Origin of the sequence: Streptomyces milbemycinicus (genome assembly GCF_002154605.1) — a bacterium.
Lineage (GTDB): Bacteria > Actinomycetota > Actinomycetes > Streptomycetales > Streptomycetaceae > Streptomyces > Streptomyces milbemycinicus.
The window spans coordinates 98,249-110,349 of sequence record NZ_MUNE01000127.1; the positions used below are offsets into that span (position 1 = coordinate 98,249).

Annotated in this window: 15 protein-coding genes and 2 pseudogenes; 12 read left to right on the top strand and 5 right to left on the bottom strand. The window is 67.5% G+C overall.

Going from position 1 to position 12,101, the window contains the following annotated elements:
- Nucleotides 1-15: 15 nt before the first annotated feature.
- From CCN51_RS54275 to CCN51_RS11460, 3 genes are all read left to right on the top strand, one after another.
- A complete protein-coding gene (locus CCN51_RS54275) occupies nt 16-183 on the top strand; it encodes an ATP-binding protein (protein WP_014182389.1) in 168 nt (55 codons plus the stop codon).
- A gap of 287 nt (nt 184-470) precedes the next feature.
- Nucleotides 471-635 (top strand): hypothetical protein, encoded by a 165-nt coding sequence (locus CCN51_RS54880; RefSeq protein WP_014182387.1) that lies wholly within the window; start codon nt 471-473, stop codon nt 633-635.
- 620 nt (nt 636-1,255) lie between these two features.
- On the top strand, nt 1,256-1,948 hold the full coding sequence (locus CCN51_RS11460; RefSeq protein ID WP_014182385.1) for a DUF4232 domain-containing protein: 693 nt from the start codon (nt 1,256-1,258) through the stop codon (nt 1,946-1,948).
- Between the two features lie 180 nt (nt 1,949-2,128).
- Here the strand turns inward: CCN51_RS11460 and CCN51_RS11465 are convergent, their stop codons facing one another.
- The gene (locus CCN51_RS11465) at nt 2,129-2,359 is read right to left on the bottom strand and encodes a bacteriocin immunity protein (RefSeq protein WP_043488360.1); all 231 of its coding nucleotides are present in this window, start codon (nt 2,357-2,359) and stop codon (nt 2,129-2,131) included.
- Between the two features lie 148 nt (nt 2,360-2,507).
- Here CCN51_RS11465 and CCN51_RS11470 point away from each other — a divergent pair, with 148 nt between their 5' ends.
- The 8 genes and pseudogenes from CCN51_RS11470 to CCN51_RS11510 all read left to right on the top strand — a co-directional run bounded on the left by CCN51_RS11470 (nt 2,508) and on the right by CCN51_RS11510 (nt 8,364).
- Complete coding sequence (locus CCN51_RS11470) at nt 2,508-3,044, top strand: hypothetical protein (protein ID WP_143675769.1); 537 nt, start codon at nt 2,508-2,510, stop codon at nt 3,042-3,044.
- A gap of 262 nt (nt 3,045-3,306) precedes the next feature.
- Entirely contained in the window at nt 3,307-3,510 is a 204-nt protein-coding gene (locus CCN51_RS11475) for a hypothetical protein (protein ID WP_014182381.1), read from the top strand.
- A 335-nt stretch (nt 3,511-3,845) separates the two neighbouring features.
- Nucleotides 3,846-4,316 (top strand): annotated as a pseudogene (locus tag CCN51_RS59915) (single-stranded DNA-binding protein); the annotation flags it as partial.
- The gene (locus CCN51_RS11485) at nt 4,309-4,806 is read left to right on the top strand and encodes an SET domain-containing protein-lysine N-methyltransferase (protein ID WP_014182380.1); all 498 of its coding nucleotides are present in this window, start codon (nt 4,309-4,311) and stop codon (nt 4,804-4,806) included. The pseudogene CCN51_RS59915 and the gene CCN51_RS11485, both read left to right, overlap by 8 nt.
- 164 nt (nt 4,807-4,970) lie before the next feature.
- Entirely contained in the window at nt 4,971-5,984 is a 1,014-nt protein-coding gene (locus CCN51_RS11490) for a DNA-directed RNA polymerase subunit alpha (protein WP_086859516.1), read from the top strand.
- Nucleotides 5,985-6,127: 143 nt separating this feature from the next.
- On the top strand, nt 6,128-6,433 hold the full coding sequence (locus CCN51_RS11495; RefSeq protein WP_014182378.1) for a hypothetical protein: 306 nt from the start codon (nt 6,128-6,130) through the stop codon (nt 6,431-6,433).
- Between the two features lie 169 nt (nt 6,434-6,602).
- The gene (locus CCN51_RS11500) at nt 6,603-6,824 is read left to right on the top strand and encodes a hypothetical protein (protein WP_014182377.1); all 222 of its coding nucleotides are present in this window, start codon (nt 6,603-6,605) and stop codon (nt 6,822-6,824) included.
- A 1,072-nt stretch (nt 6,825-7,896) separates the two neighbouring features.
- On the top strand, nt 7,897-8,364 hold the full coding sequence (locus tag CCN51_RS11510) for a PH domain-containing protein (protein WP_014182376.1): 468 nt from the start codon (nt 7,897-7,899) through the stop codon (nt 8,362-8,364).
- Here the strand turns inward: CCN51_RS11510 and CCN51_RS11515 are convergent, their stop codons facing one another.
- Entirely contained in the window at nt 8,365-8,667 is a 303-nt protein-coding gene (locus CCN51_RS11515; protein ID WP_162097959.1) for a hypothetical protein, read from the bottom strand.
- Between CCN51_RS11515 and CCN51_RS11520 the strand changes: the two genes are divergently transcribed.
- The gene (locus tag CCN51_RS11520) at nt 8,651-9,493 is read left to right on the top strand and encodes a quinone oxidoreductase family protein (protein ID WP_014182374.1); all 843 of its coding nucleotides are present in this window, start codon (nt 8,651-8,653) and stop codon (nt 9,491-9,493) included. The two genes, CCN51_RS11515 and CCN51_RS11520, sit on opposite strands and share 17 nt — an antisense overlap.
- A 461-nt stretch (nt 9,494-9,954) precedes the next feature.
- Here CCN51_RS11520 and CCN51_RS11525 read toward each other — a convergent pair.
- The 3 genes and pseudogenes from CCN51_RS11525 to CCN51_RS11535 form a co-directional block, all read right to left on the bottom strand.
- Nucleotides 9,955-10,761, bottom strand: a pseudogene (locus CCN51_RS11525) (NAD(P)-binding domain-containing protein); the annotation flags it as partial.
- Nucleotides 10,762-10,945: 184 nt separating this feature from the next.
- Nucleotides 10,946-11,371: a nuclear transport factor 2 family protein gene (locus tag CCN51_RS11530; protein WP_043488359.1), complete on the bottom strand. Its 426-nt coding sequence runs from the start codon at nt 11,369-11,371 to the stop codon at nt 10,946-10,948.
- 7 nt (nt 11,372-11,378) lie between these two features.
- Nucleotides 11,379-12,065: an SDR family NAD(P)-dependent oxidoreductase gene (locus CCN51_RS11535; RefSeq protein WP_014182372.1), complete on the bottom strand. Its 687-nt coding sequence runs from the start codon at nt 12,063-12,065 to the stop codon at nt 11,379-11,381.
- Between the last annotated feature and the right edge of the window lie 36 nt (nt 12,066-12,101).

Genomic DNA, 12,101 nt, shown 5'->3' on the forward strand with positions numbered 1-12,101 from the left:
CTTCTGAGGGAACAAGTGCCAGCCCCAGATCGCTGGGGAGAGGTCTTCGGCGACGACACCGTCGCCGCCGCCGTGATCGACCGCCTCGTCCACCACGCCGAAGTGATCTCACTCAAGGGCGACAGCTACCGCATGCGCGGACCCGACCTCGGACGGACTCCACCCGCCAACACAGGGGAATGAACAACATCAACCAACGGACCGGGGGCCCGACTTCGGAGACCAGCACCGGGTCACCTTTGAGAAACCACCGACAGTGACGATGGTAGACATGGCACGCCGGTATGCCGCCGAAGGCGACCTCCAGCAGGCCACGGTCCCCCTCGGCTACGCCGAGGCCCTCGCCCTCCGGCTGTGATGACCGCCCGGCAGGGCGCTCGCGGCCTGCGGCCCAGCTGAACGCGCCGCTCCCCTCGACACCGGAGCAATGCGCCAGTGATGCCGAGACGGGTGGATTCGACCGGTTGGCCATGGACGACTGGACGGTCAAGCCCAAGAGCGGATTTTGCCTGATCACTGATCAGGGCAACGTGGTGCGGCCTGAGATCACGCGGTTCGTGGGCGGAGGCCCGGACCTCATCTGGGATCCGCCGGAGCGCATCGAGTTCGCCGCGACCATGTGGCAGGCCTCGTAACCACTCGACAACGGCACCGGCCGGCCGGGCCCGGCTGGCCTGGTCGTCCCTGCGAGGCGGTGGGCCTTCGTCGCGGTGGTCGCCACCACGGCGGTGACGGCGGTGACGGCGGCCACGTGGATGGTCCACGCGATGTCAGGCATGGGAAGGGTGCTCTCGTACCGTGCGGGCCGGGATGGGTGCTCTCAGGACGACGGGCCCTCGACTTCGCCCCGTGCGGTCCAGATCTTGTGCACGCGCCGACGGCCGTCGGTCTCCTCGATGAGCTGGATCACGACGGCCGGGTTGGTTCCGCATTCACTGAACTCAGCAAAAGAAAAAGAAGGCGAACAGGGCGGCCCTGTGCCCGGAGGGGGCGTGGACACCCTTGGAGCGGGGACGGTGCTGCCGGTCGGTGGTGGCCATGGGGCAGGTGAGACTGTTGGGGGCCGCGTGCGGCGCCGGATCCGCGGTGAGGAACTCCAGGCCGCCCGCGGCTGGGCCTCACCCGTTCGCGCGCGGTGTGTTTTCGGGACGTGAGTGAGACGTTTCCAGAACGTCAGTGGCCCCGGGAAAAGTGGTGTCCACACCGCGGGAACCGCCAAAGAAGACTCCCGCACGAAACGCAGAGGAACCTGATCATGCGTACTTCCCGGATTCGTACCGCCACCCTGGCCGCCGTCACCGCCGCGCTGGCGCTGGGCCTGACCGCCTGCGGAGGCGCCGACGGCGGCTCGAAGGCGGCGGGCGCCGACAACGCCGCCGGTACCGCGCAGAGCCGGCCCGCGTCCAACGGGGACGGCAAGGGCGGCGCGGAGCAGGCCAACAGCGGCGGTGACACCAAGGCGGGCGCGCGCTCGGCGACCGCCTCGGGCGGGTCGGACGAGGTCGCGAGCAAGGGCACAGCGGTCGCCGCCCGGCAGTGCCGCGGCGACGAGATGCTGGTCACCGCGGTGCACCGGTTCGCCGGGCAGCAGGGCGACCACCTGCTGGTCACCGCGTCGAACGAGGGCACCAAGCCATGCTGGGTCATCTCGTACCCGGCCGTGAGGCTCGGCGACGACGGCGCCGCACTGCCGCACTCGAAGAAGGACAACCCGGGCGGCGACAAGCGCATCACGCTCCAGCCCGGCGGCAGGGCATACAGCGCGGTGAACCTCTTCGACTACGGCTCGCAGAACCAGACGGCGCAGTCGTTCGCCATCGCGCTGCGCGGCGCGGACGGTCACGACGGCCCCTTCTACTCCGTCGACGCCAAGGGCGAGAAGCCGCAGTTCAGCTGGAACGAGGCCGACGTGTTGAACTGGAGCACCGAGAAGCCGTACGACTTCTGACGGCCCGTCGGCCAGTGAGGCGTCATCCCGGACGTGCCGCACCGCGCGTCCCGCACTCCGCCGGCACGGCGTCGGTGTGCTGGCGATCATGTCCGGCTGGTCGTGGGAGGGGACGCCGAGCCTCCCGACCGTGGGCGTCATACGCGTCGGCCGTGACAGCGGAATGGAAGGGAAGCGTCGTCACAGGGCGATCGGCCGATATGCCAGGGAGTGATCGACTACCTCGTCGGCGGAGAGCTCCCGCTCCGGTGGCCAGAAGATCAGGCCGCTGACGTGTCCGGCCGGACATGCCAGGGCCCTGTCGAGCGTGTCCAGCCAGCTGTCCGCCTCCTCTTCGGAGGCGTAGTCCGCATCCATGATCCTCTGCACGAGGGCAACTGCCTCGGCTCGGCTCATCCCCGCTGCACTCATCGGGCCCTCTCCACGAGGTCACCTTAGCGAGACGCATGATCGGCGGGGTAAGTCTGCGCCACGCTCCTGCCAGACTGGCGTGGACATGATATCGGGCCGTAACAGGTGGGGTGATGGGATGTGGTTGCGGCAGGACAAGAAGCGTGGCGTGGTCACCTTCTCGGTTGCGGTGGTGGTGCTGGGCACAGCTGCCGCTGTTCTGGTCCCGACACTGGCTGACGATCGTCCTGACTGCCGTTCCGCGCCCCCCGCCACCGTCGCTCTGGCCGACGATCCCCAGGCGGCCACGCGTGCCCCGGATCCGGGCGAGGACCTGTCCCGGATCGGGCGGGTGAAGGATGTCCTCGGATTGCGCGGAAAGGAGCTGTGTGCGGGGAAGGATGGCGTAGAGGTAGCGGGGCGTGCGCTGGTCGCGGCCACGGCTGATGGGTGGCGGTCGCGCAGCCTGGCGATGGCCCGTGTCGCTCACGCAGCAGTTCTGGCGCTCGGTGAGGAGTTCGATCGCCGGATTCCTGACGGCCTGGAACCGTACCTCGCTCGCATGCTCGCCGCGTACATCGTCGACGCCAACCGGGACCTTTCCAGCGGCAGGGGCTCTGATGCCGGCGGCCGCCCTGCCATGCTCACCGAGGAGGCGTCTTACTCGGACGGCGGTAGCTGGCTGGCCGCCTACGCGCGTCCATGAGAAGCCCACGCCATCTTCTACTATGAGGAGAGCGGCCCGGGTCCGCTCAGGCGTGGCATGTACCACCTGGCCGCTGACCCGGAATCCTTCGCCGTCCTCTACGACGCCGAGCGCGCCTATCTGGCCTATTACCTCGAACGGCTCGGTAGAGACGGGGTCAAACGCCGAGGCCATTGAGGAAGGCGACATCCCCGACGCCGATGCTTTCGACCGCTCCGTCCACCACCACAGCAAGGGCACCTACCGGACCGCGGCGCACCGCGTGACCAGCCACCCGGCCCAGGAAACCATCGCCCGGCGCAAGGCGATCCCAGCGCGTGAGGACGGCTTCCTCGACGGCTCCGAACAGCTGCTGCTGATCTACAACCGGTGGGTATGCGAGCGAGGCATCAAGGCGGTCCCCGCTTCGCTGCTGCGCTCCAAGATGGAGGAGGCGTACCGCATACGCCTGCGCCTGAACTCGTAGTACCCCGGGCCACCGACGGAATTCGCTGACCTGGTGGAACGCGGCTCTTGTCGTGTGGGGATGCCGCGTTGATGTGCGAAGAGTCCCGATAACCCCAGCCCGCTGGCGTCGCTGGTGCGGGTGGTTCCGGCGGGTTCCTGAATTGGGAACCCGCCGTCCCGTCTGACAGGAAATTGATCAGTCTCATCAAGGCTTGAGCGAGACGGCATCCGGCTGAAGCGAATAATCCTGCCTCCACCCCCAGGGTCTTCGACCGGGAACGCAGCGAATTCGTCGACGAGGAACCGCTGTTCCTACGCTGCTCACCGTGGTGACAGGCCGGCGAAAATTCCGCACAGTCCCTCTCCAGAGGCATGCGGGTCATCGTCACCGGACGGCTCAAGCAGCGCACCATCGACGACAAAGAAAGCCAGCGCCGCACCACCGTCGAGATCGACGCCGAGGAGATCGCCGCGTCCCTGACGTACGCGAGAGCGACCGTCACCAAGACCTGCCGCCCCGGCCCCGCAGCCAGGACCGGCCCCCGTGGCGAGCCCGGCCTCCGCCTCCACGGGGCAGGCCCAGGGCCCGGCGCCTGCCGAGCCCCACCCGTTCTGATCGCCACGGCACAGCTCCGGCACACTCCAGCATTGCCCTCGATGGGGATCGGCCCCCGGATCTCGAAAAGGCCATGGCCGCTCGGGTGTGCTGCAAGGATGAGCAGACCGCGGTCGAGGAGCCCCTCGGCGGCGCGTCGATTTGTCGTGCCCGTAGCTTGGTCACCCGCGGGCGTGCTGATCCGTCAGAGAGCAGGCGACGATGGATAACGGCTTCGAACTCCGGAGAACTGACGGAAAAGGGGAAGGCGTTTTCGCCACCCGGCCCTTCCTGATCGGTGAGACGGTGATGGTTGGTGTCATCGACTGTGAACTGGACCGCAACCACTCCCACGCCTCCCAGGTCGGTGCGGAACGTTTCGTGTTGCACGGCGGGCTTGTCCCGAAGGTGAACCACTCGTGTGAACCGAATTGCGGGATCCGCCTCAATTCCAGCGGCGCTCACGACTTCGTCGGCCGCGCACCCATCGCCGCCGGTGAAGAGATCACCTTCGACTATGCGATGCGGAACTACTCGGTTGACCACTTCGCCGCCCGCTGCCGGTGCGGCTCGCGCCACTGCCGCGGCCGCATCACCGGTTGGCAGGATCTACCGACCCAACGCAAAGCGGACTACTACGGCTTTGTTGCCCCCTACCTCATCGAGATCGACGACCAGGCCCACACAGACCTGTCCGCCCGCCGAGACCACCGCAGCTAACCCGCCCGGCACCTCGCTGACCAGGCACTCCTGCTCACCGTTCAATCCTGCGTAAATCTACGCCCCCCCGAGCCGGGTGGTGCGGCCTCTTGTGAGGCCGCACCACCCCTATCCTTGCCGTGCCGCATCAAAGAGCGGGCACCGAACATCGGAGGCACCACCTCATGCTGATCGCTCAGCGCCCGTCTCTCACCGAAGAGGTCGTCGACGCATACCGCTCCCGGTTCGTCATCGAGCCGCTGGAGCCGGGCTTCGGCTACACCCTCGGCAACTCCCTGCGCCGCACCCTCCTGTCCTCGATCCCCGCCGCTGCCGTCACCAGCATCCGGATCGATGGCGTGCTGCACGAGTTCACCACCGTGCCCGGCGTCAGGGAGGACATCACCGACCTCATCCTCAACATCAAGCAGCTGGTCGTCTCCTCCGAGCACGACGAGCCGGTCGTGATGTACCTGCGCAAGCAGGGCCCCGGCCTGGCCACCGCCGCCGACATCGCCCCGCCGGCCGGTGTTGAGGTCCACAACCCCGACCTGGTCCTGGCCACCCTCAACGCCAAGGGCAAGCTGGAGATCGAGCTGACCGTCGAACGCGGTCGCGGCTACGTCTCCGCCGTGCAGAACACACAGCAGGGCCAGGAGATCGGCCGGATCCCGGTCGACTCGATCTACAGCCCGGTGCTCAAGGTCACCTACAAGGTCGAGGCGACCCGTGTCGAGCAGCGCACCGACTTTGACAAATTGATCGTCGACGTCGAGACCAAGCCGGCCATGCACCCGCGCGACGCCATCGCGTCGGCCGGCAAGACCCTGGTCGAGCTGTTCGGTCTGGCCCGCGGGCTCAACATCGACGCCGAGGGCATCGACATCGGCCCGTCCCCCACGGACACCGCCCTCGCCTCCGACCTCGCGCTGCCGATCGAGGAGCTCGAGCTCACCGTCCGCTCGTACAACTGCCTCAAGCGTGAGGGCGTCCACTCGGTGGGTGAGCTCGTGGCTCGATCGGAGGCGGATCTGCTCGACATCCGCAACTTCGGTGCGAAGTCGATCGACGAGGTCAAGGCGAAGCTGGCCGGCATGGGCCTGGCTTTCAAGGACAGCCCGCCCGGATTCGACCCCATTGCTGCCGCCGACGCCTTTGGCGCCGGCGACGCCGGGTTCGTCGAGACCGAGCAGTACTGACAAGGTGGTTCGCGAGGTTCGGCGCTGGCGGGGCACGAGCCGCCAGGGACCGGCGTTCGGCACCGCAGCCACGGCAGCAGGCGGTGAACAGCACGGCCACCGGTGGCCGCCGGGCGAGCCGGTAACGGGGTGCCGTCGACGACGTGGTCCATGACGGAGACCAGGTCCTCCTACGGCTCGGCGAACCGCCATCCCCGGTCCCCGCCCCGGTCGCCGATCTCCTGCTCAACCGGATCGGCAACCGGGACAACATGAACACCGCGACGAATGGCGATTCGCGCTGGCTTTTCCCCGGGCGCCGGGCCGGACAGCCGATGCACCCCGACGCGCTCGCGGCGCTGGTCAACAGCCTCGGCATCCCCACCGTCGCAGGCCGGGCCTCCGCCATCGGCCAGCACGTCCCCTCCGCGGACTGCAGGTGCACGGCATGGATGCCAGCCACCGCCTGATGACCGACCACGGCGTTCGGTGACGACGGCGCTGAGCTCATCGAGCTGTGCCCGCTGCGGCACTCCCGTTCGCAGATGGCCCGGGTGATCGCAGGTGAGCAGCCGGATCAAGTCGACGTTGGCGACTCCCGGACCGTTCAGGAACCTCGACGGCGCATAATGGCCCCATATGACGAAACGACCCGCGCTCCGGCGCCACCTGTCCACGAGCCCCTTCAAGGCCCCGGTTGCTCCGCTGGCCAAGCACTTTGCCCTAGGGGAACGGGTCTCACACGACCGGTACGGCCTGGGCAAGGTCATCGGTGTCGAGGACAAGACCGCGATGCTCGTCGACTTCGGCTCGCACGAAGTCCGCATCGTCAGCCCGTACACGGGACTACACAAGCTATGACCTCGTGAGCTGGCCTGTCACCGATCAAGATTCGATGCGTGAAGGGTGTCTTTATTGCCGTACGGTGGTTGACCTGGGGCTTTTCGATTGCCCAAGTTTGGGCATGATCATTGATCGTGGGTCTGCGACTGCTCTACCTGATCTTCTGCCGACTGCTGGGCTGCTTCCTTTTGCTGGGCCGGTCGGCCGCCGCGAACAACGCCGAGATCCTCGCTCTCCGCCATGAGGTCGCTGTGCTGGGCCTACAGGTCGAGCGGCCGTGGCTCTCATGGGCTGATCGTGCCGTGCTCTCCGCTCTCGCACGGCACCTTCCACCCGTCTTACGCCGCCACCGGCTGGTCACCCCGGGCACACTGCTGACCTGGCACCGCCGTCTCGGGCGCTGGAAATGGCGCCAAACCCCGACCGGACCCGGCCGGCCACCGCCGGCGGAAGAGACGGTCGTGCTCATCCAGTGCCTGGCGCGAGAGAACCCGACCTGGGGATACGTCAGGATCCAAGGCGAACTCCGACGGCTCGGTCATCGGGTCGCCGCCGCCACGATCCGGCGTGTCCTGCGCCGCTCCGGTCCGCCGCCCACACCGCAGCGCGCCTCCCAGCAGACCTGGCGGTCCTTCCTCCGTTCCCAGGCCCACACGTTGCTCGCCTGTGACTTCATGCACGTGGAGACCGTCTTCCTCAAGCGTCTGTACGTCGTCTTCGTCATGGAGATCAAGACTCGGCGCGTCCACGTTTTGGGCGTCACCGCCTACCCTACGGGCGCACGGGTCACCCAGCTCGGCCGCAACCTGCCCATGGACCTCGAGGGGCATAGCCGTCATCCCGACTCCGCCGCAAAGCCTCCGGTCCCTACTCGGCGGCCTGCTCGACGAGTACCACACCACGCCACCCCAACGACTTCTCCATCCACAAGAAACACCCAGCTCAACGGCCTGATCGGGATATTGACACCCTTCAAGACGCTGAGATCAGCCGTGGACGACCGTGCCGTCCCGCACCGGGGGGCATGGTCATCAAATTGCGGCCTGACGGGATCTACGCACGGCGGCAGGCGGATGGAAGGATCACGAGGATGACAAGCAATGCTGAGCTGTCCTTCCGCATCATGGGCGCGTCCGCACGCTGGACGACCGCGCTGGCCGCGCTAGCGGCGATCGGGGCAGGGGTCGCGGCCGGTCTCGGTGTTCCGGGGCACGACCAGTGGGTGGGCTGCTCCTCGGTCCTCGCTGTGGGGACCCTGACGGCTTTCGGGTTCCTCCGGCGCCGCCTGGAGGCGGGCCAGGACGGGCTGCGGTACCGCACAGTGCTGCGGTGGCACCGACTGGAGTGGGACGAGATCGACCGCTTCGAGGACGTGCGGGTACAACCCGGCGACCGCCGCCTCAGCACCCACAACCTCCGTGTCGTGGCCAAGCTGCGCAGCGGCGAAGTCGTCTGGCTTCCGGCGCCGTACGCCGGCTCCGTGGACGCGTTCAGCTTCGAGGACCAGCTGCGCGCCCTGCGCGCAGCACACCATCACTACAGGCCCGGCACCCCATGACTACCTGGATTCCGCGTGCAGTTCCAGCTCGGCGACAAGACCCCGATGGCCCGAGCCCGGCAGCGAGGCGAAGTGCCACTGGGCCGTCTCCAACTCAGCCGCCCGCAGCAGGATGAGGCCGATGGCGTCGGTGATGGCCCGGCGGTGGTGCGGGGTGTCCGGGCAGCGCATGGCCGCGTGGGCGACGTCCAGGGGCCGCAGGCGGCGGCCGATCGTGTGCCACTCGGGGGCGTCGCGGTCGTAGGAGCGGCGGCGCCGCAGGTTCATGCCGAGGTGGCGAAGCGCCGTGAACTTCTTCGACACCGCCATCCGCAGCCAGGCCGTGGCCGAGGTACCCGGCGCGGAAGGCGTCGGCGTGGTGGCACAGACGGGCGAGGGCGTGCACGATTTCGCCCCGGGTGACCGTGTTGCATGGCTGACCATCAACACCCACGGCAGCTACGCCGAGCAGATCGTGCTCCCGGCGAATGGTGCCGTCCCGGTGCCCGACGCCATCGACGACGAGACGGCCGCGGCCCTGCTCCTGCAGGGCCTGACCGCGGACCACTTCGCCACCGCGTCCCACCCGGTACGGCCGGGGGCCGTCGCGCTCGTGCACGCGGCCGCCGGCGGGGTCGGGATGATGCTCACCCAGATCGTCAAGGCCCGCGGAGGCACGGTGATCGGCCTGGTGTCACGACCGGAGAAGGTCAAGTGGGCCACCGACGCCGGTGCCGACCACGTCCTGGTCTCCACCGGTGACGCGTTCGTCGGGCCGGTGCGCGAGCTGACCGGCGGCGAGGGGGTGCACGTGGTGTTCGACGGTGCGGGCGCGAGCACCTTCGCCGCATCACTGCAAGTACTGCGCACGCACGGCACGATGGTCTTCTACGGACCGCTGATCGGTGACGTGCCGACCATCGCGATGAACGACATCCCCCGCAGCACCCGCCTCACCTACGGCGTGACCGAGGACCACATCCGCACACCCGAGGAACTCAGGGCGCGCACGGCCGAGCTGTTCACCCTTGCAGAGAAGGGCGAGCTGGTCGTCCGGATCGGCGGCCGCTATCCGCTGGCCGAGGCCGCGAAGGCGCACGCGGACATCGAGTCGCGCACAACCACGGGAAAACTCCTGCTGATCCCGTGACCGCCGACCGGTGCGTGGCGCCGTTGGCCCCGTTCGTCAGCGCGAGCTCCTTGGGGGAGAGCACCGGCGGGCGTGCGGCCTGGTAGTCGGCAACGCCGGGGTGAGCCGAGAGGGGCTGGAGCCGTCGTCCTTGATGCCGTGGTCGCCTGGCGTAGAGCCGGGTGACCACGGCCTTTCAGGTAACGGGTGTTCCACAGCACCACCTTGAGGACGACGACGTTACGCTTTCGGTAGCTGTCGTAATCGGACTGCGGCGGCTGCGGTGGCGTTTCTGATCCCGCCTCTCCAGGACGGTGGGCCGGGAGCCGTTGAACTCAGTGCAGGAGTAGGGTCCTGCCTGCGACCTGCGGCGTCGACTGGACTGCGGACTTCCAGGGCCTGCTTGCCCTGCTGGCCGAGCACAGGGAGCCCCTGACCAACCGGCTGCGGTGGCGCTGGAGGTCACGTCACAAGGAAGAAGAGGCGGCAGGGGTGCCGCATACCGGGACACCGAGTCTGGCCACGTTCTGCACGGCCCAGGCGCCGGTGCCCTTGGCTCCGGCCTCGTCCAGGATGACGTCGACGAGCGCCTTGTACGTCTCCACGTCCTGCTGCTTCAGCACTTCAGAGGTGATCTCGATGAGGTACGACTCCAGATCACCCTCGTTCCACTTCGTGAACACCTCGGCAAGATCGTCGGTGTCGTATCCGTCCAGCCGACGGAGCAAGTCGTATGACTCGGAGATGAGCTGCATGTCGGCGTACTCGATGCTGTTGTGCACCATCTTTGCGAAGTGTCCTGCGCCGTCGTGCCCGACGTGTGTGACGCACGGCTCGCCCTCGGCGACGGCGGCGATGGACTCCACGATCGGTTTCAGCGTCTTCCAGGCTTCGTCCGAGCCGCCCGGCATGATCGAAGGGCCGTTGAGAGCGCCTTCCTCACCGCCAGAGATAACGCCGTGCTCACGACGGATCGTGTCCTGGAAGTTCGCATTGCCGCCGTCGACGATGATGATGTCTCCCGGCTCGAACCGTTCGGCGAGCTACTCGATCACCGTGTCGGTGCCCTTGCCAGCCTGGACCATGATGATGGCGACCCTGGGCTTCGCCAGCGAGTCCACGAACTCATCGATCGTCTGTGCCGCGATGAAGCCCATGTCACCGTGCTCCCTGGTGAGCTCTTCGGTGCGGGCATAGGTGCGGCATGTAAGTCTGTGCGGTACAGGCTGCCCACGGTTTGACGCGCCAAGAGCTTCTGCGGATCGTCGACCTGGCCCTCGTGGCGCCACCGCGGGAACAGCCCATAGCGTGTGCTTCCGGCCCCTCTGCTTGACAGCAGGCATGCGCTGCCGTGCCACACCCAGCACGCCGCCCAGCTCACGCTCTGGGCGAGCAGACAGGGCTCGTCAGCAAGCTGACGAGCCCTGTACAGATGGAGGCGGGAGGCCCGGTTCGCCTAGGGAACCATGAAGGTCAGCCGCGGTGGAGCTGCCGAACCTTCTCCTGGTGGCTGCTGGTGAAGTCCGGGTCTGTGTAGACGTGGAGCTTGCTGATCAGGTGGCCCTGGAACGTGAACACGTTGCAGAACAGACCTCTGGAGATTTCGCCGTCGGGCCACGCGTGGCCGTCGCGGGTGGTGCCCCACTCGCGGCCTTCGACGATCACGCGATCTCCGCTCGTCATGATGTCCAGGCCTTCGATGTCATGTTCGAGGTGTTCGAGATCGAGCCGTCGAGCCAACTCTGCGATGGCGTCCTGGCCGTGCCCGAACCCGAACTTGGGAAAGTAGAACTCGATGTCATCGGTGCAGATGTCGGCGAAGCCCGGGTCTCCCCGGTCCACTCGCCTGAAGTACTCTCGGACGGTCTCATGTCGCTGAGCGAGCGTTTCATCGTTCATGGGTGTGCTACCAGGGCACTTCGCCGTTCTCATCCTGGAACGTTCCTGTGGGGCCGTCCGCGTCGAGAGTTGCGAGACGCACGACGACCCTGGCGCTCTCCTCCGGCGTTCTTCCGATTCCGAATGCCGCGGTCAGGTCGGTCGCGGTGGTGCCGGGCTCGACCGCGTTGAACCTGATGCCCGGCTGGGACTTGGCGTACTGGACCGTGAGCATGGTGGCCGCGGACTTGGAGGCGGAGTAGAGCGCCAGCGGCAGGTTGAACTCCGGCCGGTCCGGGTTGGTCACGGCCCAGAACGACCCGGCGCTGCTCGAAACGGTGACCACGGTCGGGGCGGAGGACTTGCGCAGCAAGGGAAGCGCCGCCTCTGTGACGCGCACGATTCCGACCGCGTTGGTGTCGAAGGCCCGGAGTGCCGTGGGGCCGTCAAGGACTCCGTCTGCCAGGATGCCGGCGTTGTTCACCAGGATGTCGAGCCGGCCCTCGGCCGAGTCGATCGTCGCCAGCGCGCTCTTCACCGATGCGTCGTCGGTGACGTCGAGCTGTACGAATCGTGCGCCGAGCGCTGCCGCGGCCTTCTCGCCTCGCTCGGCGTCACGCGCGCCGATGTAGACGACGTGGCCCAGCTCAAGGAGCTGTTTGGCTGTCTCGAAGCCGATCCCCTTGTTGGCCCCGGTGATCAGTGTGACGGTCATTGCCTGTCCTCTCGAATGATGTGGCCCGAGTGGGCC

What these genes read in the sequence shown, in the direction of transcription:
- CCN51_RS11535 (WP_014182372.1), bottom strand. Translation starts at nt 12,065, where the DNA reads ATGACCGTCACACTGATCACCGGGGCCAACAAGGGGATCGGCTTCGAG.
- CCN51_RS11530 (WP_043488359.1), bottom strand. Translation starts at nt 11,371, where the DNA reads ATGAACGATGAAACGCTCGCTCAGCGACATGAGACCGTCCGAGAGTAC.
- CCN51_RS54880 (WP_014182387.1), top strand. Translation starts at nt 471, where the DNA reads ATGGACGACTGGACGGTCAAGCCCAAGAGCGGATTTTGCCTGATCACT.
- CCN51_RS11465 (WP_043488360.1), bottom strand. Translation starts at nt 2,359, where the DNA reads ATGAGTGCAGCGGGGATGAGCCGAGCCGAGGCAGTTGCCCTCGTGCAG.
- CCN51_RS11460 (WP_014182385.1), top strand. Translation starts at nt 1,256, where the DNA reads ATGCGTACTTCCCGGATTCGTACCGCCACCCTGGCCGCCGTCACCGCC.
- CCN51_RS11490 (WP_086859516.1), top strand. Translation starts at nt 4,971, where the DNA reads ATGCTGATCGCTCAGCGCCCGTCTCTCACCGAAGAGGTCGTCGACGCA.
- CCN51_RS11510 (WP_014182376.1), top strand. Translation starts at nt 7,897, where the DNA reads ATGACAAGCAATGCTGAGCTGTCCTTCCGCATCATGGGCGCGTCCGCA.
- CCN51_RS11500 (WP_014182377.1), top strand. Translation starts at nt 6,603, where the DNA reads ATGACGAAACGACCCGCGCTCCGGCGCCACCTGTCCACGAGCCCCTTC.
- CCN51_RS11485 (WP_014182380.1), top strand. Translation starts at nt 4,309, where the DNA reads ATGGATAACGGCTTCGAACTCCGGAGAACTGACGGAAAAGGGGAAGGC.